Below are 24605 nucleotides of genomic sequence, written 5' to 3' on the forward strand. Positions count from 1 at the left end.
GAAGTAGTAAGGGTTGCTAGTGTGTGAGGGGCTGCATAGTCTCATCATTAGCAATCTGTTTTAAGCAGTTGACATTGCGCATAACACAGTGAGATTACCACACTGTAACTTCGGCAAATGCCTGGGAGGGGGAGCCCTCCCTTTTTTATTGGGTTAACGCAGAAGTGGCGAAATAGATTGCTCCAGCCCGACACTTTGTAGCATCAAAGCCCCCATCAGTATAAAGAAAACACCGGCAAAAATTTTTAATGCTATTCCCCAATATGGGGACAGCTGTTTTCCTGTTAACCGCGATAAACGAATAGCTTTATCACGCATAAAATGAACAAAAATAGCAATTAAACAAATGGTTAATGCTGTACCAACCGCCATTGCTAGTGCCGCGATAACTCCCCATGCGTATACTTCAATCACATAAGAAAACAATAATACGAGAATGGCACCAGAGCAAGGGCGTGCCCCCATTGATAGAATAATCAACACTTTACTTTTAAAACTAGATTGAATTTGGTGAGATTGGATGACGTGCTGATGACCACAGTGACAAACGGGGTGTGGTGTCAATGTGTTGGGCTGGATCATTCGCTTGGTTGATTGTGTTAATGGCTTAAGGTTTTTTATCACTAGTGGTGATAATGCCCTAGAAAGGCGTGTTTGCCAGTAACGGCGTAAAGCAGTAATACATAAAAAACAGCCAAGTATTATGACAAATAAATAGCTTAATTGTTCTGCATATAAGCTGACCTGATTCAAATGTTTGGTGGATAGCTGAAATAACACTAACACGACAGAAACTAACGTAATAGCAACGACCCCTTGTAAGAGCGATGCTAATAAACTAATGATAACACTCTGTTTTAAATGAGTTCCTTGGGTCGCTATATAGGTTGTGATAATGAGCTTTCCATGGCCAGGTCCCAGAGCATGTAAAAAACCGTATAAAAAGCTAACGGCAATTAGCAAACTTCCAGCATACAGTGGGTGTGAGCTGGTTTCTTGTAGTAAATCCGATAAACCTTGGTTTAACTGTTTTTGCCAGCCAATACTCAGTTGTAACCATGTTCCCCAATAGCGATACGCTAGCCAAATGGCGAAAGCTAATAAACTAAACGAGACAATGATTAGCAAAGTTTTTGTTGCTTTGTATACAGAGGATGAGGGGGTTAAGGACATCGAATATCAACTCGCTGTGCAAACTGTTTCCCAAGCGCTAAATCTTCTTCTGGGGTATCACTTTTATCTAAAGAAAATGCGTAAGCCCGCATCGAATCAGTGATATTGGCTTCTTGTAAGTCAATATCACAATTGGCTGCTAATTCAATTGGCAGAGTAATTTGTTGTTTATTTTGATACGTCATACTGACATAAAAGCTAGGGTCATAAGTTTGTATTTTGATATGTGAATCTGCAATAGGTAGTGGCTGCATAAATGAAGCTGTAAAGAAAAATACTAATGAAAACCCCTCTTTTTCTAAATGGTAGCTGTCAGGGATACGCTTAAAGTTAACCTTTTTGTCTTGATAATAAAAATCAGTGAAATAATTTTGCATTAAAATATTAGCCATAATAATGGCTTCTTGTTGTTTCCAGCGTGGGTCATCGGGTTTAACCCCTTTCAATTCATAGGCAATATCTGCCGATGTCATCGGGTCCATCTTCCAAACATAGCTTATACCTGAGTATTTGTTTTGTTTGGTTTCAAGGGACATTTGCATCTCAATAAAACTATGAGGATGCGCTGCAACGTGTGGCGCAAAGATAGCCAGTATTAATAGATATAAAGGAAAAAAACGTCTCATAAAGATAATCTAATTAGCCAAATATAAATATGTTATAACATAACGAATAATGGTCGGGCATTAAAAACTTTCTGTTGATGTTTTATTTACAATACCCCTGCAAATAAAGGGTTTTTTATTAACATAATAACAGCGATAATATCCACCAAGATTAAAAAGCCTCAATCAATGAGCTGAAATCTGAATAAATAGAAAATTATCAACGAGTTAAATAGGATTAAGAACACCATGCCAGTGTTAGGTAGTTAAATTAGAAGCTTTTAAATCAAAACGTTGAAACTAAATCCATTTAGAATCAACATGTTAAAAAATAAGTTAAGCAGCTGTAGGCAACATATTATCGTTTAAGTGTGGACAGCATGTGGACACTTGAAACGCTAACAGATGCTAAAGGTCTACCCCTCCTCTCAATGGATTTAATGTAATAGCGAACTGCATATAATCTGGTGATAAATGCGCATACGTCATTGTTTGTTGTATGCTGGCATGACCAAGAATTTGTTGTAACGCTACAATATTTCCTCCATTCATCATGAAATGGCTTGCAAAGGTATGACGCAATATATGGGTAGCTTGCCCATGCGGTAAGTCAGTTTTCACTTTTCTCATTTTTTGCCTAAATGTGTTATAGACAATGTTAAATAGTGAGCCTGATGGTTTAGTTTTCAAAAGCTTTTCTAACTCTTGAGATATAGGGACTGTTCTAGATTTTCCGTTTTTGGTTTCTAGGAACGTCACACGACCATTAATTACTTGCTCACTTTTTAGTGTCGCAGCTTCCGCCCATCTTGCTCCAGTGCTTAAACATAACAGAGCAATTAATTTGTAATCACCCGTTAATGTGTTTAGCAACTTTTTGATCTCATCATGGGTCAGAAAAGTCATTTCTGACCGTTGCTCTTTCAGTGTAGGTAACCCTTTAATTGGATTAGTGCCGTTAAAAAACTCCAACTTAGTTAATGCAGACAACATTCCTGATAATCGGTATAAATCACGATTTATAGTCGCTGCACTAACACCATTTTTAAGCCTTTTACTTCTGTACTCCAATAATACTAATTTATTGAAGCGGTTTAACTGGGGGTCACCTAAATCTGAAATGGTATTTCTTAATTGCCGATATTCAATATCTGCATTTTTTAGAGTAATACCATGATAAGTCCACCATAATTCGAACAACTCACTTAATTTTCTTCTGTCAATTGTGTCGTCTGCCTTTCCTGAATGTGCTTGTGTATATCTTTCAAAGGCAATCGCTTCAGTCTTTTTATTAAATACCTTTCTGATCCGTTTTCCGTTTCGGCCAGTCGGTCTCATGTCCACTAAGTAACGACCATCATCGAGTTTTTTAATAGGCATGTGATGCCTCCTCGACATGGCAAAGTGATTGGTTATCAATCCAATCTATGAATTCAAAATGTAAACCTAGCCAGTTTTCCGATCTGAGTGGGATAAGGTTTTGTTGTTTTGCCCATCAGGGGAGAGAGTCGGGCTAATTTGTCCTATTGATTCTGATGTTTCACCAATAGCTAACCATAGTGTGTATTTCTTAAATTGTTGGTTATTAATAACAGCCTCCATTGTTGATGCTCCGGCTGGCTGATGACCTGTTTCATATTTTTTTATGGAACTTAATGATATTCCAGTCAAATCAGCGAATTGTTGTTGCGTTAATTTTTCAGCTTTCCTAATAGCTAATAATTTTTGTGAGTAATCTATTGACATAGTTCTCTCCAAAGAACTATTTTTGGTTCTAAATTTAGAACGTTAACGATGGTTACTACAGCTTACAGAAACAAAAGTAAGTAGTAATAAGCAAATATTGCGGGAGATTATGACACATGAGCGAACTAAACACCGAAGGTTATATGCAGGTTTATTACCCAGTTGATGCGGTAACGTACCCAAAATTTGCTGAATTAATAGGTAAATCTGAATCGGCAGTAAAAGCGATGGTAGACAATAAAAAGTTGCCATTAGTGGTTTGGCAGAATCCAGACAGCAAAGGCGATGTTAAAACACGCGGTGAAAACTGGGTTTATATTCCTGAATTTAACCGAGCGATGCGTGATGCTTTTCAAAATAGGCCTAAAGAACAGCGCGATGCTTGGTTACTTTGGATAGGACTGTAATATGCAATTTGAACAAACCTCAACCCATAGCTTTAAGTATCGTGATTTTCAAATCATTAAGCTACCAGCTAAAGCAATGAATCCGATAACTCGATTTAACGTTCAGCGTGATGAAAGTTCGTTTGGGTTATTTGATTCGATGTCTGAGGCTACTGATTATATCGATAAATTATGGTGCAGTCGTGAATGTATTGATTAAGTTCCTTTTTATCAACGATTGAATTTTAAGAAAATCAGCTAGATAGCAATTAAACAATCAAATTATTAAATAATGACCTTTATCGGTCAGGGATTTTTATTACCTAAAAATGAGGTTTTAAAATGAGAAATATTCCAGACCCTATATTTACTCCCGTTGCTGAAAATATAAAAGCCAATCGGGAAGATGAGCGTAAATCATTAATGAATCGTTTTGCTGATCGTCAACGTCAATTAGCCGACAAAGTATTAATAGAGCAATTAGATTACGCGCAAGCTCATCAATTATTGATTGATGAAGCGGATAAATTCGAGTCACAAGCGGGGGATCTTAACTATGTCTGATGTTATCGACCGTGCCAATGACCATGCCGCATTAGTGCTGGAACAACATATTGAAGCGGCAAGAAAGCCAGCCAATAGTGTATCCGCGTTTGAATGTGAGAATTGTGATCACCCAATACCAGAAGCCCGTCGCCAAGCGGTTATTGGTTGTACCTTGTGTATTGACTGCCAAATTCTGTTTGAAATGAAAGAAAAACATTACCACAGCGTATGAGAAATCATTTTCTGTAAGCAAATAAAAAGCACACAACCTGCGGGATGGACGTGGATTGTGTGCTCTAAGGTTATCACATGAAATCATATCATATTCAGTCGTTATTACCTCGCCTCGTACACGACTTTCAATTCAAAGAGCAAAACGGTTATTTGCGCCAAGGTGTATGCCCAAGTTGCAAGAAAAAAGAGCTATTTACCTCCATTGAAATGCCGTTTGTGTTGCGTTGTGGCCGTGAAAATAAATGTGGCGCTGAGCTGATTGTTAAAGAAATCTACCCTGATATATTTGATGACTGGTCAGCGCACTATCCCAAGACGCAACAAGCCCCGAATGCAGCCGCAGATGCTTATTTACAGCACGCACGAGGGCTAGATGTTGCACCATTAAAGGGGCTGTATTCTGAGTCTAGTTATCATGCTAACGGGTTAGGGGCGGCAACGATTAAATTTTCGTTACCGGAGGGCGCTTATTGGGAACGGATTATTGATAGACCGTCACGATTTGATCGCAAAGCTAACTTCTTTGGTTCCTATAAAGGGCATTGGTGGACACTGCCACAACAGGATTTAACGCAAGCCAAAGAGATTTGGCTAACTGAAGGTATTTTTGATGCACTCAGTTTGATTCAAAATGGTATTCCTGCAGTCTCTCTAATGACTTGTCATAATTACCCTGAAGTTGCTTTGAATGCGCTGAGAGCTGCGCTAGGCAACAATAAAAAGCCGTTGTTAGTTTGGGCATTAGATAATGGCGCAGCCGGCGAACGCGCCATGAAAAAGTTTGTTGCCCGTAGCCAAGAAGATGGATGGCGCTCTACTGCCGCCAGACCGGCTGAAATTGATACTGGCAATGATTGGAATGACTTGCACATGAAAGGCAAGTTAACTGAACGCGATATCGCTCGTTATCGCTATTATGGCAAGTTACTGTTAGCTTCAACCGCGTTTGAAAAAGCGCGTTTAATGTTTAACTGGACGGAGCGCTCAGAGTTCGATTTTCAACACGATAACCGGTTGTATTGGTTTAAGTTGGATATCGATAAAATGATGAAAACCATTGAGCGTATCCATGATGCCGAGCCGGATTTAGATGAAGATGAAGCCCGACAAAAAGCGGTGAAAGAGTCCGGTACGGTAGTTGAAATCGCCAATTGTTATCCCACTCCGCTATATTTCCAAAAGTCTGTTGAAACTGATGAATCATGGTATTACATGCGCGTCGATTTTCCTCGCCAGCCACAAGTTAAAGCCACGTTTACCGCCTCACAATTAACCAGTGCCAGTGAATTCAAGAAGCGTTTATTGCATGTGGCCAAAGGGGCGGTTTATACCGGCACGACTTTGCAATTGGACCGCATTTGCAAACAAGCCTTACCGGATATTAAAGAGGTGATCACGCAAAATTATGTGGGTTATAACAAAGAGTATGGCGTGTATGTGTTTAATGATGTTGCGGTGCAGGATGGTAAGTGTTTTACGCTAAATGAGGAGGATTATTTCTCTCTCAATAAGTTGGATATCAAGACGTTAAGCCTTAGCCCATCATTGGCCATTAATACCGATTTTAGCGAATTTGATACCAGTTGGTTAAGCTCACTTTGGGAGGCGTTTGGTACTAAAGGCTATGTGGTGCTGGCGTTTTGGGTGGGTTCATTCTTCGCAGAGCAGATACGTAAGACCCATAAAAGCTATCCATTTTTAGAAATTTGCGGTGAGCCCGGTTCGGGTAAAAGTACCTTAATTGAATTTTTATGGCGCTTATGTGGTCGTGCCGATTACGAGGGATTCGATGCGTCAAAATCCAGTGCCGCAGCTCGAGGACGAAATTTTTCGCAGATTAGTAATTTACCTGTGTGTTTAATTGAAAGTGATCGCGTGCAAGATAACGCAAAGCTGAAAGCCTTTGATTGGGAAGAGTTAAAATCACTGTATAACGGCCGTGCGACGCGTTCATTAGGCGTTAAAAATAGCGGCAATGAGACCTACGAACCGTTATTTAAAGGCAGCATTGTGATTGCACAGAACGCAGAGATAAACGCGTCACGCGCCGTTTTAGAACGGATTATTCATCTTTATACCGATAAAGCAGAGCAGAGCGTCGAAACTCGTTATGCGGCCATTGCCCTTGAGCGTTATCCCATTGAAAAATTATCCGGTTTTCTGCCTACGGTATTGATGAAAGAAGCGGCGATATTAAAGCAATACAATGAGCGCGTAGATGGCTTACAGGCGCAGTTATTTGCCGATAAGGCGATTAACCATGAACGGATCGCCAAAAACCATGCACAGTTAATTGCATTATTGGAAACGTTAGCGTTAGTTTTACCCGTAAAAGCGGCACATATTCGTCAGACTCGTGACTTTATTATTGAGTTAGCTAAACAACGTGTTCAGGCGATCCAACTTGACCAGCCGCCAGTGATGGAATTTTGGGATATGTTTGACTACCTGCAAGATAATGAGGCGTTTGGTGTGAATCACAGCATTGAGCAGGGCGTTTATGCTGTGAACTTTAACCATATCGCGCAGGTAGCGAGTGAACACCGCCAATCTATGCAATTGAATACTGAAATTAAGAACTTATTGAAGTCAGGGCGCATGCGTAAATTTGTGGGCGTTAAGACGGTACGAAGCGTGGTGAACAGCCAGTTTAATAGTTCGCTTGCGGTGGGGAGTCAACTTAAGAAGCCCGAAGTGATTAAGTGCTGGGTGTTTCAGGAAAACAGTGAGAGTTAGTTTCTCATTCCTTCATCTATAGGCTGCCAATGTGCAGCCTTTCTTTTATCTGTAGAAAGATATCAGGCAAATATCATAAATACTCAGAATGACAAACAAGAGAAAGAATAAGAGGTTGTGCAATAAGTAAGCATTATTAAGTGTCTTTTATATAAATAGAGAATTTGTGGGAGGGGCTCGGAAAGCGGTTACAATGGTTACAAAATTAAAATAGTTTTATATCTTATTGATAATAGATAGAAATATAGGAATAGTAAAAGGTTACAAATGGGTTACTTTGCGGTTACTTGTAACCGTTTTGAGAGGTTACAAATTAAATCCATAACTCATTGTTTTATAAGGGTGTAACTTTTTAGCCCCTGTTTTGTAACTCGTTGTAACCAGTAAAAAGTTACAACGGAGTTTTTTATAATCAGTGGGTTAGAGGTTGTTTTGGTGGAGTGTAACCGTTGTAACCAGTTTCCGAAGGGGGCATTATATTTGACAAAAATAATTACACTCTGAAAAATTACATCTATGGCTTTCAGAGTGTTGCTCTATAAAATATTAAAGCTTATCTAATGCTTCTTTAGGAGCATGAGTTTTATACATTCGTAATATTTCTTCACCTAATGAGTATTCATCTTCAAAAGCGCTGTTAAGGATGTATGTGTTCTGTTCAAGCCATTCTTTATTATTTCTATTCTGACCTAGTTCTAGTTGAATATCTCTTGAGTTTTTTAGTAAACTTTTTTGGCTATAATAATAATTCATTATTAAGGATACTTCGTTCTGGTCAAGAAGATATATTTTGGGTAGGTAAATAGTATATACATCATCTCTTAATGTATTTAAAATGTTTAATCGTATGTTAGCAAAGGCGTTAAGTTCTACTGCACTAGGCTCACAAGCTTCATCTTGACAAGCATCATAATTAAATCCTGCTGTCTTTGTGCTATTTAAAAGCCTCAGATTTGATTGGTTATATGATATTTCATATGCAAACATAGTCCTTATGTTATCCTTTTCGTTTTCTATATTTTGTTTATCTCTATTTGCGATATTATTTTGTGTAGAAATATGAAAATACAATGACAGGATTATTCCTAGCGCCATCAAAAAAAGGTTCAAATCAAGTTTTGTGATTCTAATTTTTAGGAAATACATACTCTTCTCTCCAAGCTAATAAACGAACGTTTCTTAACTTATTTACTGCTTTACTTGGAGTTCTGTCAATAATTGTAGATCGCAAATCACGTCCAATCTGTAATATGTGCAATTTTACGAGCCAGAGCATGGCTCTGGCGATGCATCAAACATAAGAGAATACGGTTTTGCGTTTATAGAAACGGATGCTGAGAACGCGTTAGACAGCGAAATATCACAGAAAAACCAACAAAGGCAGATTTCAGACATTGAATTTAATGAAGAGGAAAGCACATTAAGACGAGAAATGGAAATTTTTATAAAAAATAGAGGCTAATATGCCAGCAGAAAATATGTCCAACACGTTTATTAAATGTATAGCCATCAAAGATGATGACTATACATAGAATTGATAGTGAATAGATTATTTTTATTAGCTCGAAATTAACAACAAAATTTCAAATAGTTTATACTAGAAACATTTATTTTTTACTAACTAACTTGAACTTTTTTGTTTTGTACTCTGAGTCTAAAATAACCTTGAAAGATGCGTTTACTTTAGATAAAACTATTAATTTTGATTTTATTTTTTGTAATTCAGGTAGCGATTTGCATTTTCTTATTTCACTTCGTATAGTTTTTTTAGCTTTTGTACTATCAATTAACTTTAATTTATCACTTAAACTAGAAATATATTTTTCTGTATTTTTATCTCCTTGTTGCTTTAATGTATTTATTAAACCTTTAATTCTTTTATATGTTTTTAATATATCTAGTATATCTATAGAGTCTTGTACTTTTTTTTCAAAAATAAAAACCTCCATTCTTAATGCACTTTTTCTTTTATCAAGTGGTTTAATAGCGTTGTTTACCTTTACATTATGTACTATTTTTCTATCACCAGACCTCATGATATGAGACTTCTGTTTATTAACTAAAAGCCCTTTGCTTCTAATCATTCCATATACAAGAACTTTAATTCTAGTTATATCTTCATTAGATAACTCTCTATCACAACTAATTGTAATGTCGTCAATATATCTACTATAAGTGCAACCTAACCGGCTTAATTCATGGAAAACAAAGTTTTCTTTTTCTAAAAAAATAATATTAGCGATATCTGTACTTAATGAGCTACCTTGAACTAAACCATCATTAAATGTAACTAATTCAGATAGTATAGTAGAAACTTCGGGACCAAAATTAAAATAGTACTGTAAGGCATCTTTGATTATTGGTTGAGAGATGGTTGGATAAAAGTCTTTAATATCTTCTGATATTATAATATTCTGGCTTGTATGTTCCTTACATTCGGATAAATATGAATTCCCTTTAACTCCACCGACAATACAGTTTGGAAGAGAAATATTTTGTAGTATTTTATCTTTTATATTTTTCTGTATTTTTTTTAACAAACCGATGACTTTAAAAGTAATTCTTATTTTACCATTTTTTCCTTTCTTTGGTTTGTTTTCTATATAAAACAATGACTTGTTATTAATTACATATAGTAATTCATTTTCATTTATACCTAATAATTTTAATAAAGAGGATTTTTTTGCTAGGCTTCTATTATTATAACTCCAATTTTTTTCCATTATGAAGGACATCCATGATAGTTGACTTTAATATCTCATTAATGTCATTAAAACGATTATCTTTTTCATCTTCAACTTCAGATAGCAATATAAGTATATTCAGGGGGATATCTAATGCGAGTGATATTTTTTCTAAAGCAGAAATAGTTGGATCTCTTTGTGAATTTTCAATTCTTGATAGATAAGACTTCGTTAAGCCTGATTTTTCTGCCATTTCTTGTAAAGTTAAATTTTTCGCGTCCCTGCATTGTTTCATTGCAAGACCGATATTAAGCATGTTCACCTCTACTCTATGATGGGATTAATATGGCTGGTGTAGTCATCTTTTGAGTTATAAAAAGCATAATAGTCTCCTTACTATGAGATTAATCGGAAGAATCGCTAGTCAAATACTTAATTAATGAAAGTATTTTTACAGCATAGGAAATAACCTTAAAAGGTGGTTTACCACTATTCTTATCTTCAATCTCTTCTTCAATAGACTTAATAGCTTTGTCTAATTCATCTAATGTACTTTTATCTACGATGTGTTTGCTCTCATTACGTACGCGTTTTAAAGCGTCCAAAATATTGTTCATAAAAACCTCATTAACATTATTACAACACGATGCTTTTGCATCCCCTGCCATAGATGTTTTGTGGATCGTGTTGCACATCGTAGATAACACCAGCCAATACCCACTGAAATATTTCAGATACCTGCCATTACTTTCGCATTAAACAATGCCAATTATGCCTACTATGAGCCGCCGATTTCTTAACTCGTTTAGCTACATCGTACGTCATACGTAAAGGGAGGGGGGGGATTCCATATTGTGATGAAAATATAGATGACTGCTTTACTAGTCCTTACCGTCCACTAAGGTTTTTAAAGAGCAAAGTGCAAACGAACTCGTTTGACCATGTTTCGTATCATATACAAAAGTTTCCCCTCAGGCAACTCTTTTTTATATTAAAATTCACAGCCTAAATTGCAATATTTATAATCAGACTACTCTCTAAGAGATAACACATTCTTTAATATAGTTTTTCTTTCAAGAAACTATTTGTTAAATGTGCAATTTCTCGCCAAAATTCGCAAGTTCAAAAAAAGGGTCATTACCAGCACGAAGCGCCACCACTGGCGCGGTTTTGACGACCTTTTGCAGGTGCATGAAAACCGACCTATTTAGTGGGCAGGCGTGGCGGGGCTACGATTGCGCGGTGACATGTTTATTGTTAATAATCTGTCCGCAAATTCTCCGAGCTATAGCGGCGTTAAATTCAAATATCTATAGCTAGATAGCAATTATTTTAGGTCGCCTCAGAATGGATTACAGGACGGCTAGGCATCGGTTTGGCAGGGATGAAATTAGGTTGATTCGTCTTGGTGTGGTGGTTTTGATATAATAGTGTGGGGCTTATTATTATTTAAACCATCGAGATCACATGCTTAATGGCGAAAAAATACCGCCATTAAGGCGGTACCATGTTTAATTTTGAGATAATCTATTCGTTATCATCATCCAGCCGGTACGGCTCAAACTGAATAACTTCTTCACCACACCAATCATTTAACTGTTTCATCTTGGCTTGCAGTGGAATGAGTTCATTGCGAACAAATACCTTAGCCGCTTTCTCAACATCACCAAAGCCACCGGTATTCTGTGGAATGATCCCCATCATTTGTGGCGGTACCCGATGTGCAGCGAGCATATCATCACGGCTGACATTTTTAATATTTAGAAATTCATCTTTCGCAGCGACTTCACTCAGAGGCATAACTTGAATGCCGTCTTTCTTTCCGTTCGGGGCATACAAGAACAAGTTACGGAAATTGCCGGGGCCGCGACTACTTCTTACTGCATTGCGAATATTTTCAATGTCGGTCGGAGACTGAGACGAATCGCTGATATACATGATGTAACCGGCATGGCTCCCATTGAGATAATACCGGCGGCGAAATAACGTGGCAGACTCATTTAGTAAGGTTGAGGGTAGGGCGGCAAGATATTCAGGTAAGCCATATAACTCTTGGTTGATATCAGGCTCAATCAAGTGAAACACACAGCCTTGCTGAAAGGGATAAGGCTCACTTTCATAACCATATTTAGCAAACCAGTATTGATTGTCATCAATGCCACGGCGGGTATATTTTGCGGGAATATGCTTAAATCTCAGTAAGCCACCTAATAGATTTTTTCGTTCTTCCAAATAGGCATTACCAAACATCAAGAAGTCGAGCGCAAAGCTATCAAAGGCCTGTCGATTAAGTAATGTATGTGGCTTAAAGGTACTGGTCAGAATATTGCGCTTAACAAAAATCGCGCTGCTATGATGTGGCGCCGCACGGAACGCTTTCGATAGTCCATTGAAATTCATTGGTGGCTCATACCAATGCTCCATTTTGACACATTCCAGATAATCATAAATTTCACGACTGTCGAGAACGGAAATCGGTTCACCAAACGTGAACGCTTCAACGCCACTGGTATTTTGAGTTTTATTACGATTGTTACGGTTTTTACGGCTCATTAGTATAGCTCCACAATATTATGGTGTTGAGTGCTGTCACCGGTGATCGGTTCATTGAATAAGGCATGCATTGCTGCCCATGCTAAGTCAGCATGGCTGGCATCTTCACTGCGGCTGGCTTCATAGGTCGGTCGGTTACCGCTGGCCGTAGTTGAACGGCGAATGGCCATAAATGATTGAATAATGTCAGTGTCACCGGCATCGAACTCTAACCGGCCGCTGTTGATCACATCCCATGCTTTAAGCACTAAGGCGTTTTTCATGGCGGGGTTATAGACAAACTCACGGGCTTGCGGGAAAAACTCTAAAACGGATTGATAAACACCGTGGCCAATACCGGTGGAATCAATGCCGATATATTCGACGTTATAGCGTTCAGTCAGTTGCTTGATGGCTTCCGCTTGGGCGCGAAAATCCATACCGCGCCATTGATGGCGCTCTAATATGCGAAAGGCCCCACCCATCATGGATGGCGGAGCAATCACAACGCAACCGGCGCTGTCACCATTTTCGGTACCCTTGGCGGGATCGTACCCAATCCAAACCGAGCGATAGCCATAAGGACGATACATTTCAGGCTGGAAATCTTCCCAAACTTCCCAACTATCAACCATGCATCGTTGCATCAGTTCCAGTGAGAAAATCGACGCGATATCATCGACAAACTCACACATCAGCAAGTTTTGATATTCATCGGGGCTGTATTCCAGCCTCAATTGGTTGATATCAAATAAGTCACATCCCCCCTTGATAGCGTCCTCAACAGTGACGATTTGACGCCATTGCCCATCCTCACATAGCCTGCCAGTGGCGAGAGCTGCATGACTGACGTCTATATCGATACGGTCAGCTTTAGCGCGTCCTCGGTTGAATAATTTTCCAGACCAGAACGGATAAGCACTGTGCGTCAGGCTTGATGGAGTAGAGAAATAGGTTTGACGCCATTTTTTGTGGAGTGCCATGCCGCTGGCAACTTTCCGCAATTCTTGAAATTTGGGTATCCAAAAGAATTCATCAAGGTATAAATTGCCGTGATAACTCTGGGCCGTTTTTGCGTTGGTACCGAGAAAATAGAGGGTTGCCCCGTTTGATAAAACAATGGGGTCACCTTTCAAGTCCACATCAACTTCACGCGCCATCTCAATGATGTAGCCTTTAAAAACGTGGGCTTGTGCCTTACTTGCTGATAGAAAGATTTGATTTCGCCCCGTAGTCAGTGCATCAATGAAAGCTTCTCGTGCAAAAAAATACGTTGCTCCGATTTGTCGGGATTTGAGAATGTCGCGAATTCGATATTGATTGCCGGCGCCATACCAAACCTTTTGATAGCCGAACATGTTTTCACGAAAGATTTCTTCTAATCGCTCAATTTGTTCTTCGCTAAATACATTTTTATCGGGTGGGCGGCGTTCGCCGGCATTGCGGTTGGCCAACTTCGGATTTAAATCAACTTCATTACCGCCGTTCTGGTATTTGTGGATTTTGGCGTGTCGCTCAACTTGGCGGTAAAGTAAGTCGATTTCTTTGAAGTCTTTTCCCTCTTTATTGTCTTTCTCAAGGAGTGTGCAAAGCCGCATTTCAAGCGTCATTTCGACACGTTCAATTGGCGTGATCTCATCCCACTTATCGCGCCGTTTCCAGCTATGAATCGTGGATGACTTTTCTTTTAAAATTTCGGCAATACGCGCAATACGGTGCCCACTGAAATAAAGGTGCATCGCGCGTTTGCGGGGTTCAAAATCATGTAATGTATTCATGCAGCCAGATTACTGAGCGCAATCCTCGCGCGCGCTGGCGTTGTGTTGTACCTGCCTTTCATACAACAGCGATCCGTTGTCTCCTTGATGTAAACACTGAAACCTATAAGCCACTTATTTTTGAAAAATATTCTGACAATCCCGTTTTGTTGCTGATGGAGTCATTTGCATGACGAAAAAAACCAAGCCAGTGCGAATTTGTGTTGAGGGTGCCACGACAGATGGGCGCACGGTACAGCGTTCTTGGCTAACTGATATCGAAAAAAATTACGATCCCAGCGTGTATGGTGCTCGCATTAACTCTGAACACTTAAAGTATGAATGGATGCCGCGTTTTGGTGATGTGGAGTCTGTTTATACCGAAGAAATTAAAGAGGGTGCGCTAAAAGGCAAGCTGGGCTTGTATGCCACGTTACTGCCAACTGACGACTTGATCGAAATGAATAAAAAGCGTCAGAAAGTGTATACCTCAGTGGAAATTAACCCGAAGTTCGCAGACACCGGCGAAGCCTACCTTGTTGGTTTAGCAGTAACCGATAACCCTGCCAGCCTTGGCACTGAAATGCTGCAATTTAGCGCAACCAACAGTGTTAACCCGCTATCTGGTCGTAAGCAATCTCAAGAGAACGTGTTCACGCTTGCGGAAGAAACCCTGTTTGAATTCGATGAAGAAAAGCCGGAAACCCCGTCATTATTTTCTCGCGTAACCGAAATGTTGCGAGGAAAAAGCAAGAAAGACGATGCTCGTTTTTCTGATGTCGATAAAAGCGTTGAGCTGTGCGCTCAAACGATTGATGCCGTGCGTTTAGAGCTGAATGAAGCCAAAACAAAATTAAGCGCTTACGAAAGCGAAATGCATGAAGTCAGTGAGCTACGTAATGAGCTGAATGAGCTAAAAGCCACGCTCAAACAAACGGATGGAAGCAATGTAAATCGACCACAGTCGTTGGGTGATAACGGCTCGACTGCCCCTGAATTCCTGACGGATTGCTAATTAGCCCTACAAATTTGAGAGCAAACATGAAAAAACATACCCGATTTCAATTTAATGCCTTTCTCACTCAGTTAGCGTCGCTGTTTGATGTTGAAGTGGAGGCGTTATCCAGCAAAGTTGAAGTGAATCCGTCTATTGCCCAAACGCTAGAAGATAACATTCAGCAAAGCGCGGCATTTTTAACCATGGTAAACGTGGTTCCTGTTGATGAGCAGTCTGGCTCTGTCATTGGGCTTGGCGTAGGTTCAACCGTAGCCGGTACAACGGATACGACGAAAAAAGACCGTCAGCCAACAGATCCAAGCGCACTGAATGAAGTGACATATAAGTGTGAGCAAACCAACTTTGATACGTCTATTTCGTATAAAAAATTAGATTTATGGGCGAAGTTTAAAGACTTCCAGTTACGTATTCGTAACGCGATTATTCGTCGTCAAGCGCTTGACCGTATCATGATTGGTTTTAACGGTACCAGCCGCGCGAAAGACTCTAATCGTGAAGTGAATAAATTACTGCAAGACGTCAATATCGGCTGGCTGCAAAAAGTGCGAAATGACGCGCCAGAACATGTGGTCAGTGATGTCAAAGATGCCGACGGGAACGTGATTTCTGCGACAATCCGCGTCGGGGTTGATGGTGATTTCCATAACCTTGACGCTTTGGTGATGAGCGCGGTTGATGATCTGATTGATGAAGAATATCAAGATGATACTGATATCGTAGTGATTTGTGGTCGTAAGTTACTCAGTGATAAGTATTTCCCGCTAGTCAATAAAGAGCAGGAAAACAGCGAAAAACTCGCGGCAGATATGATCATCAGCCAAAAACGCATTGGCGGCTTGCAAGCCGTTCGCGCCCCGTATTTCCCTGATAACGCACTTCTGATCACCCGTCTCGATAACTTGTCAATTTACTGGCAGAACGAAACTCGCCGCCGCCATATATTGGACAATCCAAAGCGTGACCAAATCGAAAACTACGAATCGGTCAATGAAGCCTACGTAGTTGAAGATTATCGCGGTGTTGCGCTGATTGAAAATATCGAAATGGTGAATGCGCCAGCAAAAGCCCCAGAAGCTGATAAGGGCGAGGGCGGCGAGTAATGAGCAGCAGTATTTTCCGTCGGCACGTTATCCGTATGGGCGCAGAAAAGGACGCGCAACAGCGCGATCCGATTATGCAAACGGGAACGGCTTACACACAAATGACACTGATGATGAATGCTGACCGCCGTCGGTTAAAACGCATCCAGTCTTTTGAGCGTAAAGCGAGTGTTAAACGGGAAATGCTGCCTAATTATGCGCCTTGGGTTGCTGGTATTTTGGCGAGCGGTAAAGGTCAGCAAGATGATGTCACGATGCGGGTGATGTTGTGGCGTATTGATGCTGGTGATTATCACGGGGCATTAGATATTGCCGACTACGCTTTGCGTTATAACCTCAATATGCCCGATAAGCACACCCGCACAACGGGCTGTGCTATTGCGGAAGAGATTGCTGATCAGGCTGAAAAGCAATACGCCGCTAAAACCCCGATGCCGTTGGACGTCCTTACTCGAACCATGACGCTAACGATTGATGAAGATATGCCAGACCAAGTCCGTGCAAATCTTTATAAGTGGTTAGGCTATGCCCAGCGAGACAATAATCAACCTCAACCCGCAACCTGCTCATGGTTGAGAGCATTGGAATTAAATGACCGTGTTGGTGTGAAGCAAGACTTGCGTCAGCTTGAGAAATACTTAGAAAAGCAGCAAGAGAACAACACGGAACAACTGAACGAGCCACCGCGCTAGGGCGGCACAAAGGAATAATGTGATTTAACTCCTTTTGTCCACCGCCCACCTATTTAGAGGCAATGTATGGATTTTACTTCCTCACAATCACTAAACATCACTGATGAAGTTTTTCACAGTGGCGATTTCTTTCCTGATATCCATGCACTGGATTATCAAAAATCCATGCTGACAGATGGAAAGCTGACGCCAGAGCGCCTCAAGCATGCCATCACTAACGCCATCATTGAAATCAATCGGGAGTTATCCGCTTGGCGACAAAGCCAGATTGAAAAGGGCTATGCGTCAATGGATAAAATTCCGGCTGAATTTGTGAATGCAGAGAGTGAATTGGTATTGCTCTATCGTCGTGCGGTTTACAGCCAAACGAAAGCCAATTTGACCGAACGTTACCGCGATGTAGATACCACTAACAGTGGTGAGAAAAAAGCCGAGGGTTTAGGTACCACGATTGATGAATTATGGCGTGATGTGCAATGGGCAATTCAGCGCATCAAGGGTGAATCACACAATATTGTTGAGTTGATATGAAAGTGATGGCGTTGCAAGGCGAAACATTGGATGCCCTGTGCTTTAGGGTGTTGGGGCAGACAGCCGGAGTGGTTGAGCAAGCTTTAGAGCTTAACCCAAACCTTGCTGATATGGGCCCAATATTAACGCATGGGGTAACAGTTGAATTACCCGATATCACCGAGCAGCCCAAAAAAGCCATGATCCAACTTTGGGATTAACAACACCCTCAATAGGGGGATGGTATGAAAACGATGAAAGAACACTTTGCAGAAATTTTCGAAATGGTCAAAAACGCATTACCGCAATTATCCAGCGTAGCATTGGCAATTTTTATTCGCTATGCCTGCCTGATTTATGACGGGGATACGCGAAAAAATAAGTGGGCCGAATGCCTATTATGTGGCGCGTTATCATGGGCAGCGCTTAGCGGTGCTGAGTTTATTGGTTTTCCAAATAGTGCATCCGGCATGATTGGCGGTGCGATTGGCTTTTTAGGTGTGGAAAAAATTCGTGAGATTGCACACCGAATGATTAATAAGCGGTTAGGAGATAAATAAGTGACACGCGGAATTCGAAATAATAACCCAGGAAATATTGATTATAACCCTGCGAATAAATGGCAAGGGCAATTGCCAATGGATAAAGCTATCGAGCCGCGTTTTTGCCGCTTCGAAAGCCCAGAGTATGGCATCCGTGCATTAATGAAATTATTGAGCACCTACCATAAAAAAGGATTTAACACGGTCAGTAAAATGATTAGCCGCTGGGCGCCGCCTAATGAGAACGTCACGCAAAACTATATCAATGGGGTAGCAAAAATGTTGGGCGTCACCACGAATGAAGTGATTGATCCTCGTGATAAAGCGACAGTGATTAAGTTAGCAAAGGCGATTATTCGGCATGAGAATGGTTCACAGCCATACAATGACGCCATGTTTGAAAAAGCGTACAGCCTATTATGAGTAAAACGCCGCTTATATTAGCAGTTGCCAGCATCATGATTATTGGCTGCCTCACTTTTGCTTTGGATAAAAGTGATGCTTTACGTAAGCGGCTGGAAACTGATAACGAGCAGAAAAACCACACGATTGCGCTGCAAAATAAAATGATTGTTGATAAATCATTTCAATTTCAGCGCTTTAATCAAATCGCATCAAGTGCCTCATCAAACGGATTACACCAACGAGCTGCATCCGAGGAAAGAAAAATTGAATATAAAGCGATTATTCAAAAAGACCCCACCTGTGATCTGCCTGTGCCTCGTGGCATTGCTGACCGGCTGCTCAACAACACGTATCGATTACGTGGAATCGCAATGCGTACCGATACCAAAAACGCTGACCCAGCCGATTCCGCCATCACTGCCGGAAGGGCGCTAACCTATTGTGATTTACCCGTATGGGTGGATGCGTTACTGACCGATATCGAACAGGCTAATACACAATTGATGGCGATAGAGCAGGCGGAGGAGGCGCGTCAGAATGAAAAAGCTCAACAGCATTAAAGACCGGCTGTGCCAAAAAATACCCTACCTAAAAGATAACCCAGAAAAACTCTATCTGTTTGTTGATGATGGCAGCATTATTGCCACCTACGAACCCTCGTTGTCTTACGAGTACAACTACAGCTTGAATATTATTATTGAGGCATTTCCTGATGACCAAAATATTATTTTTGCCGTGGTGCTGGAATGGCTAAAAGAGCATCAGCCCGATATTCTCGCGAATCCTGATAAACGGGCTACCGGTATTCGTTTTGAAGCGGATATTCTCAATAGTCAAAGTGCCAATATCAGCATTGATTTAAAACTGACAGAGCGTGTGATTGTTGCGATGAAAGAGGGCAAGTATCACGTTGAAGCTGTCAACGAGCCAGCCGATCCAACTTATGACTGGAATTCGTTGTATGGATGATGCGCTGACTGAGTTAAACAGTGAAATTGCGGGGCTTTTAGCGAGAGCCTCAACAGCAGAGAGGAAAAAACTCTCTCGGGTATTAGTTCGCGATTTACGAAAGCGACAAATCAAACGTATTCGAGAGCAGAAAAACCCTGATGGTAGCCCATTTACTCAGCGAAAAGCCCAGTTTATTACTGTTCAGCGTGAGATGCGTTTTATCTGGCGAGGCCAGCAACGTAATCTTAAAAACTGGCGCCAAGGTAGGCAAACCATTACCGGATTTGACGTGGACAAAGGGGCGCAGCGTTCATTTAGAAAAGGGGATATCCAGCGATTTATCTCTGTAAAAAAAGACCGAGTTAAAATCAAAGGTAAGAGTAAGCAAGCGCGGATGTTTAAAAAATTAGCAACAGCACGCTATATGCGAATATTTGCCGGCGACAATGAAGCCGCTATTTTCTTTGCGCCGTCAGCCGCCGCCATTGCCGCTATTCATCAATATGGGATGAAAGAAAAACTGCGTAACCTTGATATTCAATATCCTGTGCGTCAATTGTTGGGTTTTACGGTTGATGACATCCGCCACATTGAAAACATGATCATTAATCATTTCGCCTCGTGATGTTGTAATTCGCCGCATTACAACAGCGAAGCCATGCATTCCAGCCATTTTGTCTGGCAGGCTATCGCCATGAATGCAAATGCCAATAACGCGGAGCTGCTCCGCATCATCCGAAACATGATCCGCACCGGCGTCATTATTGATGTCGATATTCGTCGTGGGTGTCGAGTTGACTACGGGCCTTGTGTTAGTTGGGCTTTTTTCTGATGAATACAGCGAGCCTACCGATTCATTGACTGCCAATCATGTGACCTACTCCGATGGTGCTGTCATTGAATATGAGCCTGCAACCGGTGCGCTAAAAGCAACGGGCATTAAGACGGCAACGATTGAAGCCAGCGAGCAAATCAGTGCGAAAACCAAAGTGGTCATTGTGAATGCCAGCGAACAAATCAAGCTAACCACACCAAAGGTGATTTGTTCGAATAACTTAACGTGCGCCACATTAAATGTAACTGAGGGCGGTGAAATGACAGGCAACTTTACTCATACCGGCGGCGCGATTAAATCCAATGGTATTACATTGCATTCGCACCAGCATGGCGGTGTGCGTTCAGGTGGTGAGACAACGGGAGAGCCTCAATGAGATTTCTCGGTTTAAGCGCTGCTACCGGTCAAAGCATTACCGACATTGACCATGTTCGCCAGTCTGTTCGCGATATTTTAGTCACTCCCATTGGGAGCCGCATTGCTCGGCGTTCCTATGGCTCATTGCTGTTTAGGTTGATAGACCAACCCGACAATAAAGCGTTAAGGCTGCGACTGATGGCGGCGTGTTACACCGCGCTTTTGCTGTGGGAGCCTCGCATTGAAATTCAGCAACTAATCATTTCTACACCTACGCCAGCCAGCATTGTGATTGAGTTGAGCGGTGTTTTTTCAGGAACTGAACAAGCGTTCAGTTTCTCTGTTCCTGTGAGGTGATCATGGCGACCATTGATTTAAGCTTACTCCCGCCACCGGATGTGGTTGAAAGTTTGGAATTTGAGTTGATTTTCATTGAGCGTAAAAATTCAATGATTGACGCGATGCCAAGTGAATTACGCCCTGCAATAGCGAGAACGTTGGCGCTTGAATCCGAGCCATTAACCAAGTTATTGCAAGAGAATTGCTATCGAGAGCTTTTATTACGTCAACGTATTAATGAAGCTGCTCGCGCGAGCATGGTCGCTTTTGCTGTGGGGGCTGATTTAGATCAGCTTGCGGCTAACAATAATGTTAAGCGGCTGATGTTATCTGAGGGGGATGCTAATGCAGTGCCGCCGATCCCGCCAGTGTATGAGTCTGATGCTGATTTAAGATTACGCATTCCCAGTGCATTTGAGGGGCTGAGCGTGGCGGGGCCAGTTGGCAGTTATGAGCATCATGCGCGTAGTGCCGATGGGCGCGTTGCTGATGCCTCAGTGATCAGTCCATCACCAGCCTGTGTGACAGTGACTGTTTTATCGAGAGAGGGGAACGGTACCGCGCCGGCTGATTTAATTGACAAAGTAGAGCTGGCTTTAAACGATGAAGATGTGCGCCCTGTTGCTGACCGTGTCACGGTGCAGTCAGCAACGATTGTTAATTATGACATCGATGCGGTTATTTACTGTTATCCCTCCCCTGAATACGAGCCTATTACTGCGGCAGCAGAAGAGCAGCTAGCTCGTTACACAACCCAGCAACACCGGTTAGGGCGTGACATTGTTCTGAGCGCGATTTATGCCGCCTTGCATGTTCAAGGTGTGCAACGTGTTGAGCTGAAAAAGCCCATTGCAGATATCAAGTTAGATAAAACACAAGCCAGCTTTTGCACCGGTATTAATGTGTCGTTGGGTGGCTCTGATGAGTGATCGATTACTCCCGACTGGATCATCAACACTAGAACTTGCGGCGGCTAATGCGTTGGCACAAATAGAGCGGGTGCCGATCCCTATTCGTATTCTATGGAATCCTGATAAATGTCCGGTGCATTTGCTGCCGTATCTGGCATGGGCATTCAGTGTTGACCGGTGGGATAAAAACTGGACAGAAAAAGCTAAACGCGACGCCATTAAAGCGGCGATGTTTATTCACAAACACAAGGGAACAATCGGGGCGCTGCGCCGAGTAGTTGAGCCATTGGGTTATTTGATCCGCGTGATTGAGTGGTGGAAAACCAACGAAACCGCCGGCACGTTTCGTCTTGATATTGGAGTGCTGGAAACTGGCATTACTGAGGAAATGTATCGAGAACTAGAGGCGCTTATTTTCGATGCAAAGCCAGCCAGCCGGCATCTTGTCGGGCTAACTATTCAACTTGAAACTAAAGGCAATATTTTTTGTGCTGCGACGAGTTATGGCGGGGATGAGCTGACGGTTTATCCATATACACCAGACGTAATCAGCGTCGGTGGTGCTATTTCCACGGGGGCGGCAGTCCATGTTATTGATGAAATGAGGGTTACTCTACAATGAAATATTTTGCATTACTCACTACCTATGGTGAGAAAGTGCTTGCAGAGGCGACAGCTCTCGGCACAAAAATCGAATTAACACATATGTCTGTTGGGGATGGTGGCGGCTCATTGCCGGCACCGGACACCAAGCAAACGAAACTCATTAATGAACGTCGAAAGGCAGCGATTAATACCCTGTTTATTGATCCATTGAACCCGAATCAAATCATTGCAGAACAGGTCATTCCTGAGAATGAGGGTGGTTGGTGGATACGTGAAATTGGACTGTTTGATAAGTCAGGGGCATTAGTTGCTATTGCCAACTGCCCAGAAACCTATAAGCCGCTTTTAGTCGAGGGGTCGGGGCGAACTCAAACAATTCGTGTGGTTCTCATTGTCAGCCATACCGAATCTGTCACGCTTAAAATTGATCCGACAGTGGTATTAGCAACCCGTAAGTACGTTGATGATGCTATTGAAGTTTTAGACAAGCGTATTGGTTCGTTAACAGCCAGTGATGTTGGCGCGGTACCAGTAACTCGTAAAGTGAATGGTAAGCCATTAAGCACAGATATCACGTTAAATTCAGGTGATGTAGGTTCGTACACAAAAGTAGAAACGGACACCAAAGTTGCTGATGCGAAGAAAGCCGGTACAGATGCACAGGCAACAGCCAATGCTGCCAATACCGCTGCAACGAATGCCAATAATAATGCTAATGGTCGAGTGCCTAGTACGCGAAAGGTGAATAACAAGCCGTTAAGTACAGATATCTCACTGACAGCAGGTGATGTCGGTGCTTACACCAAGTCAGAAACGGACACCAAAGTTGCTGATGCTAAAAAAGCGGGAACAGATGCACAGGCAACAGCTAATGCTGCCAATACTGCAGCAACTAATGCTAATAATAATGCGAATGGTCGAGTGCCTAGTACACGAAAAGTGAATAACAAACCGCTAAGTGCAGATATCTCACTGACAGCGGGTGATGTTGGCGCTTACACCAAGGCAGAAACCGACACCAAAGTTGCTGATGCGAAAAAAGCCGGTACAGATGCACAGGCAACAGCCAATGCTGCCAATACCGCAGCAACTAATGCCAATAATAATGCGAATGGTCGAGTGCCAAGTGGTAGGAAAGTAAATGGAAAACCTTTAACTGCGGATATTACTTTGAGTGCGGGTGATGTTGGTGGAATGACACAACAACAGGGGGATGCTCGTTATGAACCGCGTGGAAATATCGGGTTGTTTGCGTTAAAAGTTGTTTACTCTGGGTCTCCGATGGGAGATGGTCAAGCTATCTCATTGCCTGCTGATTATCGCGGATGTTGGTTTTACTGTGAAGATAAAGACGGAATGCCATCAACACCTGCGTTTATCCCTGATGATAATATATTGATTGCGGCAAATTCAGGCGCGTCAGGGTATTTGAGAATTCGGTTAGAAGGAGGAGGGAAAACATTAAGGTGTGTTTATAGTGCAAACGGGGGAGCGCCTCGAAAAGTAACAGTGAGAGCGAGGGTTTAAATGATTGTATTTGTTAATAAAAGAAATTTAAATGTATTTCAAATCATTCCGGAGCCGATTAAAAAAGAGATCAGTAATTTTTATCAAGTCGAATTTGATGGTGAATTTGAAGATTTGGCTGATATCAAATTTTACGTGAATGATAATGGCGATTGTTGTTACTCGCACGATAATGCTAGACATATCGAAAAAGCGGAACAGGATAAGAGAGAATTGCTAGATGAAGCTGAGCAGAGAATTATTATTCTTGAACGAAAAATACGCTTAGGCATAGCAACTGATGAAGAAAAAGAACTACTGACTGCATGGGAAATTTACAGCGTCAAAATTGCTGATGCTGATACTTCACAAGCCCCTGATGTTGACTGGGGCATCAAGCCAGAATGACCAAGGGGGCTATTGCCCCTTTGTTG

31 protein-coding genes and 1 pseudogene are annotated in these 24605 nt (G+C 41.6%); 22 read left to right on the forward strand and 10 right to left on the reverse strand.

Going from position 1 to position 24605, the window contains the following annotated elements; genetic code table 11:
* Window positions 1-153 precede the first annotated feature (153 nt).
* From ACPEH5_RS00395 to ACPEH5_RS00410, 4 genes are all read right to left on the reverse strand, one after another.
* The gene (locus ACPEH5_RS00395) at window positions 154-1173 is read right to left on the reverse strand and encodes a nickel/cobalt transporter (protein WP_052219431.1); all 1020 of its coding nucleotides are present in this window, start codon (window positions 1171-1173) and stop codon (window positions 154-156) included.
* Entirely contained in the window at window positions 1164-1799 is a 636-nt protein-coding gene (locus ACPEH5_RS00400; RefSeq protein WP_042847966.1) for a DUF1007 family protein, read from the reverse strand. Before ACPEH5_RS00400 ends, ACPEH5_RS00395 begins: the two co-directional genes overlap by 10 nt.
* 387 nt (window positions 1800-2186) lie before the next feature.
* Window positions 2187-3158, reverse strand: coding sequence for a phage integrase (locus tag ACPEH5_RS00405; protein WP_281111236.1), 972 nt, complete (start codon window positions 3156-3158; stop codon window positions 2187-2189).
* A gap of 66 nt (window positions 3159-3224) precedes the next feature.
* Window positions 3225-3524, reverse strand: coding sequence for a helix-turn-helix domain-containing protein (locus ACPEH5_RS00410; RefSeq protein WP_281111235.1), 300 nt, complete (start codon window positions 3522-3524; stop codon window positions 3225-3227).
* Window positions 3525-3640: 116 nt separating this feature from the next.
* Between ACPEH5_RS00410 and ACPEH5_RS00415 the strand changes: the two genes are divergently transcribed.
* The 5 genes from ACPEH5_RS00415 (at window position 3641) to ACPEH5_RS00435 (ending at window position 7426) form a co-directional block, all read left to right on the forward strand.
* Window positions 3641-3931, forward strand: a complete 291-nt coding sequence (locus ACPEH5_RS00415) for a Cox family DNA-binding protein (RefSeq protein WP_272516653.1) — start codon at window positions 3641-3643, stop codon at window positions 3929-3931.
* 1 nt (window position 3932) lies between these two features.
* A complete protein-coding gene (locus ACPEH5_RS00420; RefSeq protein WP_281111234.1) occupies window positions 3933-4130 on the forward strand; it encodes a hypothetical protein in 198 nt (65 codons plus the stop codon).
* 122 nt (window positions 4131-4252) lie between these two features.
* A complete protein-coding gene (locus ACPEH5_RS00425; RefSeq protein WP_281111233.1) occupies window positions 4253-4474 on the forward strand; it encodes a hypothetical protein in 222 nt (73 codons plus the stop codon).
* Window positions 4467-4688 (forward strand): TraR/DksA family transcriptional regulator, encoded by a 222-nt coding sequence (locus ACPEH5_RS00430; protein ID WP_281111232.1) that lies wholly within the window; start codon window positions 4467-4469, stop codon window positions 4686-4688. The genes ACPEH5_RS00425 and ACPEH5_RS00430 overlap by 8 nt, the downstream gene beginning before the upstream one ends.
* A 77-nt stretch (window positions 4689-4765) precedes the next feature.
* Window positions 4766-7426, forward strand: coding sequence for a toprim domain-containing protein (locus ACPEH5_RS00435; protein WP_281111231.1), 2661 nt, complete (start codon window positions 4766-4768; stop codon window positions 7424-7426).
* A 546-nt stretch (window positions 7427-7972) separates the two neighbouring features.
* Here ACPEH5_RS00435 and ACPEH5_RS00440 read toward each other — a convergent pair.
* Window positions 7973-8572, reverse strand: a complete 600-nt coding sequence (locus ACPEH5_RS00440) for a hypothetical protein (RefSeq protein WP_281111230.1) — start codon at window positions 8570-8572, stop codon at window positions 7973-7975.
* A 106-nt stretch (window positions 8573-8678) separates the two neighbouring features.
* Between ACPEH5_RS00440 and ACPEH5_RS00445 the strand changes: the two genes are divergently transcribed.
* A complete protein-coding gene (locus tag ACPEH5_RS00445; RefSeq protein WP_281111229.1) occupies window positions 8679-8888 on the forward strand; it encodes a hypothetical protein in 210 nt (69 codons plus the stop codon).
* Between the two features lie 145 nt (window positions 8889-9033).
* Here the strand turns inward: ACPEH5_RS00445 and ACPEH5_RS00450 are convergent, their stop codons facing one another.
* The 5 genes from ACPEH5_RS00450 to ACPEH5_RS00470 form a co-directional block, all read right to left on the reverse strand.
* A complete protein-coding gene (locus ACPEH5_RS00450) occupies window positions 9034-10149 on the reverse strand; it encodes a reverse transcriptase family protein (RefSeq protein WP_281111228.1) in 1116 nt (371 codons plus the stop codon).
* Window positions 10127-10426 carry a helix-turn-helix domain-containing protein gene (locus tag ACPEH5_RS00455; protein WP_272681112.1) on the reverse strand — a complete coding sequence of 100 codons (300 nt, stop codon included), beginning with the start codon at window positions 10424-10426 and terminating at the stop codon, window positions 10127-10129. The genes ACPEH5_RS00450 and ACPEH5_RS00455 overlap by 23 nt, the downstream gene beginning before the upstream one ends.
* Window positions 10427-10514: 88 nt before the next feature.
* On the reverse strand, window positions 10515-10805 hold the full coding sequence (locus ACPEH5_RS00460) for a hypothetical protein (protein ID WP_423727008.1): 291 nt from the start codon (window positions 10803-10805) through the stop codon (window positions 10515-10517).
* 832 nt (window positions 10806-11637) lie between these two features.
* Entirely contained in the window at window positions 11638-12663 is a 1026-nt protein-coding gene (locus ACPEH5_RS00465; protein ID WP_281111226.1) for a phage portal protein, read from the reverse strand.
* Window positions 12663-14420, reverse strand: coding sequence for a terminase ATPase subunit family protein (locus ACPEH5_RS00470; RefSeq protein ID WP_281111225.1), 1758 nt, complete (start codon window positions 14418-14420; stop codon window positions 12663-12665). Before ACPEH5_RS00470 ends, ACPEH5_RS00465 begins: the two co-directional genes overlap by 1 nt.
* 169 nt (window positions 14421-14589) lie before the next feature.
* Here ACPEH5_RS00470 and ACPEH5_RS00475 point away from each other — a divergent pair, with 169 nt between their 5' ends.
* The 16 genes and pseudogenes from ACPEH5_RS00475 to ACPEH5_RS00550 all read left to right on the forward strand — a co-directional run bounded on the left by ACPEH5_RS00475 (window position 14590) and on the right by ACPEH5_RS00550 (window position 24579).
* Window positions 14590-15414 carry a GPO family capsid scaffolding protein gene (locus tag ACPEH5_RS00475; protein ID WP_281111224.1) on the forward strand — a complete coding sequence of 275 codons (825 nt, stop codon included), beginning with the start codon at window positions 14590-14592 and terminating at the stop codon, window positions 15412-15414.
* 26 nt (window positions 15415-15440) lie between these two features.
* Window positions 15441-16517 carry a phage major capsid protein, P2 family gene (locus tag ACPEH5_RS00480; RefSeq protein ID WP_281111223.1) on the forward strand — a complete coding sequence of 359 codons (1077 nt, stop codon included), beginning with the start codon at window positions 15441-15443 and terminating at the stop codon, window positions 16515-16517.
* Window positions 16517-17209, forward strand: coding sequence for a phage terminase small subunit (gene gpM / locus ACPEH5_RS00485; protein ID WP_281111222.1), 693 nt, complete (start codon window positions 16517-16519; stop codon window positions 17207-17209). The genes ACPEH5_RS00480 and gpM overlap by 1 nt, the downstream gene beginning before the upstream one ends.
* Window positions 17210-17275: 66 nt before the next feature.
* Complete coding sequence (locus ACPEH5_RS00490; RefSeq protein WP_281111221.1) at window positions 17276-17740, forward strand: head completion/stabilization protein; 465 nt, start codon at window positions 17276-17278, stop codon at window positions 17738-17740.
* Window positions 17737-17940 carry a tail protein X gene (locus tag ACPEH5_RS00495; RefSeq protein WP_154637547.1) on the forward strand — a complete coding sequence of 68 codons (204 nt, stop codon included), beginning with the start codon at window positions 17737-17739 and terminating at the stop codon, window positions 17938-17940. Before ACPEH5_RS00490 ends, ACPEH5_RS00495 begins: the two co-directional genes overlap by 4 nt.
* A 24-nt stretch (window positions 17941-17964) precedes the next feature.
* Window positions 17965-18279, forward strand: coding sequence for a phage holin, lambda family (locus ACPEH5_RS00500; protein ID WP_281111220.1), 315 nt, complete (start codon window positions 17965-17967; stop codon window positions 18277-18279).
* Window positions 18280-18684: a structural protein gene (locus ACPEH5_RS00505; protein ID WP_281111219.1), complete on the forward strand. Its 405-nt coding sequence runs from the start codon at window positions 18280-18282 to the stop codon at window positions 18682-18684.
* The gene (locus ACPEH5_RS00510; protein ID WP_281111218.1) at window positions 18681-19226 is read left to right on the forward strand and encodes a DUF2570 domain-containing protein; all 546 of its coding nucleotides are present in this window, start codon (window positions 18681-18683) and stop codon (window positions 19224-19226) included. Before ACPEH5_RS00505 ends, ACPEH5_RS00510 begins: the two co-directional genes overlap by 4 nt.
* Complete coding sequence (locus ACPEH5_RS00515) at window positions 19204-19635, forward strand: phage tail protein (RefSeq protein ID WP_281111217.1); 432 nt, start codon at window positions 19204-19206, stop codon at window positions 19633-19635. The genes ACPEH5_RS00510 and ACPEH5_RS00515 overlap by 23 nt, the downstream gene beginning before the upstream one ends.
* Entirely contained in the window at window positions 19628-20242 is a 615-nt protein-coding gene (locus tag ACPEH5_RS00520; RefSeq protein ID WP_281111216.1) for a phage virion morphogenesis protein, read from the forward strand. The genes ACPEH5_RS00515 and ACPEH5_RS00520 overlap by 8 nt, the downstream gene beginning before the upstream one ends.
* Window positions 20243-20311: 69 nt before the next feature.
* Window positions 20312-20828, forward strand: a pseudogene (locus tag ACPEH5_RS00525) (phage baseplate assembly protein V).
* Window positions 20825-21166, forward strand: a complete 342-nt coding sequence (locus ACPEH5_RS00530) for a GPW/gp25 family protein (RefSeq protein ID WP_154637552.1) — start codon at window positions 20825-20827, stop codon at window positions 21164-21166. The pseudogene ACPEH5_RS00525 and the gene ACPEH5_RS00530 overlap by 4 nt, the downstream one beginning before the upstream one ends.
* A 2-nt stretch (window positions 21167-21168) precedes the next feature.
* Entirely contained in the window at window positions 21169-22077 is a 909-nt protein-coding gene (locus ACPEH5_RS00535) for a baseplate assembly protein (RefSeq protein WP_281111215.1), read from the forward strand.
* Window positions 22070-22681 (forward strand): phage tail protein I, encoded by a 612-nt coding sequence (locus ACPEH5_RS00540; protein WP_281111214.1) that lies wholly within the window; start codon window positions 22070-22072, stop codon window positions 22679-22681. The genes ACPEH5_RS00535 and ACPEH5_RS00540 overlap by 8 nt, the downstream gene beginning before the upstream one ends.
* The gene (locus ACPEH5_RS00545; RefSeq protein ID WP_281111213.1) at window positions 22678-24192 is read left to right on the forward strand and encodes a phage tail protein; all 1515 of its coding nucleotides are present in this window, start codon (window positions 22678-22680) and stop codon (window positions 24190-24192) included. The genes ACPEH5_RS00540 and ACPEH5_RS00545 overlap by 4 nt, the downstream gene beginning before the upstream one ends.
* A complete protein-coding gene (locus tag ACPEH5_RS00550) occupies window positions 24193-24579 on the forward strand; it encodes a tail fiber assembly protein (RefSeq protein WP_281111212.1) in 387 nt (128 codons plus the stop codon).
* Window positions 24580-24605: the final 26 nt, after the last annotated feature.

The sequence above is a fragment of the Providencia sp. NPDC089933 genome (assembly GCF_049545585.1).
GTDB classification, from domain to species: Bacteria; Pseudomonadota; Gammaproteobacteria; order Enterobacterales; family Enterobacteriaceae; genus Providencia; species Providencia huashanensis.

Excerpts from the sequence above, each read along its gene's own strand:
- ACPEH5_RS00395 (WP_052219431.1), bottom strand. The coding sequence starts at position 1,173 with ATGTCCTTAACCCCCTCATCCTCTGTATACAAAGCAACAAAAACTTTG.
- ACPEH5_RS00400 (WP_042847966.1), bottom strand. The coding sequence starts at position 1,799 with ATGAGACGTTTTTTTCCTTTATATCTATTAATACTGGCTATCTTTGCG.
- ACPEH5_RS00405 (WP_281111236.1), bottom strand. The coding sequence starts at position 3,158 with ATGCCTATTAAAAAACTCGATGATGGTCGTTACTTAGTGGACATGAGA.
- ACPEH5_RS00410 (WP_281111235.1), bottom strand. The coding sequence starts at position 3,524 with ATGTCAATAGATTACTCACAAAAATTATTAGCTATTAGGAAAGCTGAA.
- ACPEH5_RS00415 (WP_272516653.1), top strand. The coding sequence starts at position 3,641 with ATGAGCGAACTAAACACCGAAGGTTATATGCAGGTTTATTACCCAGTT.
- ACPEH5_RS00420 (WP_281111234.1), top strand. The coding sequence starts at position 3,933 with ATGCAATTTGAACAAACCTCAACCCATAGCTTTAAGTATCGTGATTTT.
- ACPEH5_RS00425 (WP_281111233.1), top strand. The coding sequence starts at position 4,253 with ATGAGAAATATTCCAGACCCTATATTTACTCCCGTTGCTGAAAATATA.
- ACPEH5_RS00430 (WP_281111232.1), top strand. The coding sequence starts at position 4,467 with ATGTCTGATGTTATCGACCGTGCCAATGACCATGCCGCATTAGTGCTG.
- ACPEH5_RS00435 (WP_281111231.1), top strand. The coding sequence starts at position 4,766 with ATGAAATCATATCATATTCAGTCGTTATTACCTCGCCTCGTACACGAC.
- ACPEH5_RS00440 (WP_281111230.1), bottom strand. The coding sequence starts at position 8,572 with ATGTATTTCCTAAAAATTAGAATCACAAAACTTGATTTGAACCTTTTT.
- ACPEH5_RS00450 (WP_281111228.1), bottom strand. The coding sequence starts at position 10,149 with ATGGAAAAAAATTGGAGTTATAATAATAGAAGCCTAGCAAAAAAATCC.
- ACPEH5_RS00455 (WP_272681112.1), bottom strand. The coding sequence starts at position 10,426 with ATGCTTAATATCGGTCTTGCAATGAAACAATGCAGGGACGCGAAAAAT.
- ACPEH5_RS00460 (WP_423727008.1), bottom strand. The coding sequence starts at position 10,805 with ATGTGCAACACGATCCACAAAACATCTATGGCAGGGGATGCAAAAGCA.
- ACPEH5_RS00465 (WP_281111226.1), bottom strand. The coding sequence starts at position 12,663 with ATGAGCCGTAAAAACCGTAACAATCGTAATAAAACTCAAAATACCAGT.
- ACPEH5_RS00470 (WP_281111225.1), bottom strand. The coding sequence starts at position 14,420 with ATGAATACATTACATGATTTTGAACCCCGCAAACGCGCGATGCACCTT.
- ACPEH5_RS00475 (WP_281111224.1), top strand. The coding sequence starts at position 14,590 with ATGACGAAAAAAACCAAGCCAGTGCGAATTTGTGTTGAGGGTGCCACG.
- ACPEH5_RS00480 (WP_281111223.1), top strand. The coding sequence starts at position 15,441 with ATGAAAAAACATACCCGATTTCAATTTAATGCCTTTCTCACTCAGTTA.
- gpM (WP_281111222.1), top strand. The coding sequence starts at position 16,517 with ATGAGCAGCAGTATTTTCCGTCGGCACGTTATCCGTATGGGCGCAGAA.
- ACPEH5_RS00490 (WP_281111221.1), top strand. The coding sequence starts at position 17,276 with ATGGATTTTACTTCCTCACAATCACTAAACATCACTGATGAAGTTTTT.
- ACPEH5_RS00495 (WP_154637547.1), top strand. The coding sequence starts at position 17,737 with ATGAAAGTGATGGCGTTGCAAGGCGAAACATTGGATGCCCTGTGCTTT.
- ACPEH5_RS00500 (WP_281111220.1), top strand. The coding sequence starts at position 17,965 with ATGAAAACGATGAAAGAACACTTTGCAGAAATTTTCGAAATGGTCAAA.
- ACPEH5_RS00510 (WP_281111218.1), top strand. The coding sequence starts at position 18,681 with ATGAGTAAAACGCCGCTTATATTAGCAGTTGCCAGCATCATGATTATT.
- ACPEH5_RS00515 (WP_281111217.1), top strand. The coding sequence starts at position 19,204 with ATGAAAAAGCTCAACAGCATTAAAGACCGGCTGTGCCAAAAAATACCC.
- ACPEH5_RS00520 (WP_281111216.1), top strand. The coding sequence starts at position 19,628 with ATGGATGATGCGCTGACTGAGTTAAACAGTGAAATTGCGGGGCTTTTA.
- ACPEH5_RS00530 (WP_154637552.1), top strand. The coding sequence starts at position 20,825 with ATGAGATTTCTCGGTTTAAGCGCTGCTACCGGTCAAAGCATTACCGAC.
- ACPEH5_RS00535 (WP_281111215.1), top strand. The coding sequence starts at position 21,169 with ATGGCGACCATTGATTTAAGCTTACTCCCGCCACCGGATGTGGTTGAA.
- ACPEH5_RS00540 (WP_281111214.1), top strand. The coding sequence starts at position 22,070 with ATGAGTGATCGATTACTCCCGACTGGATCATCAACACTAGAACTTGCG.
- ACPEH5_RS00545 (WP_281111213.1), top strand. The coding sequence starts at position 22,678 with ATGAAATATTTTGCATTACTCACTACCTATGGTGAGAAAGTGCTTGCA.
- ACPEH5_RS00550 (WP_281111212.1), top strand. The coding sequence starts at position 24,193 with ATGATTGTATTTGTTAATAAAAGAAATTTAAATGTATTTCAAATCATT.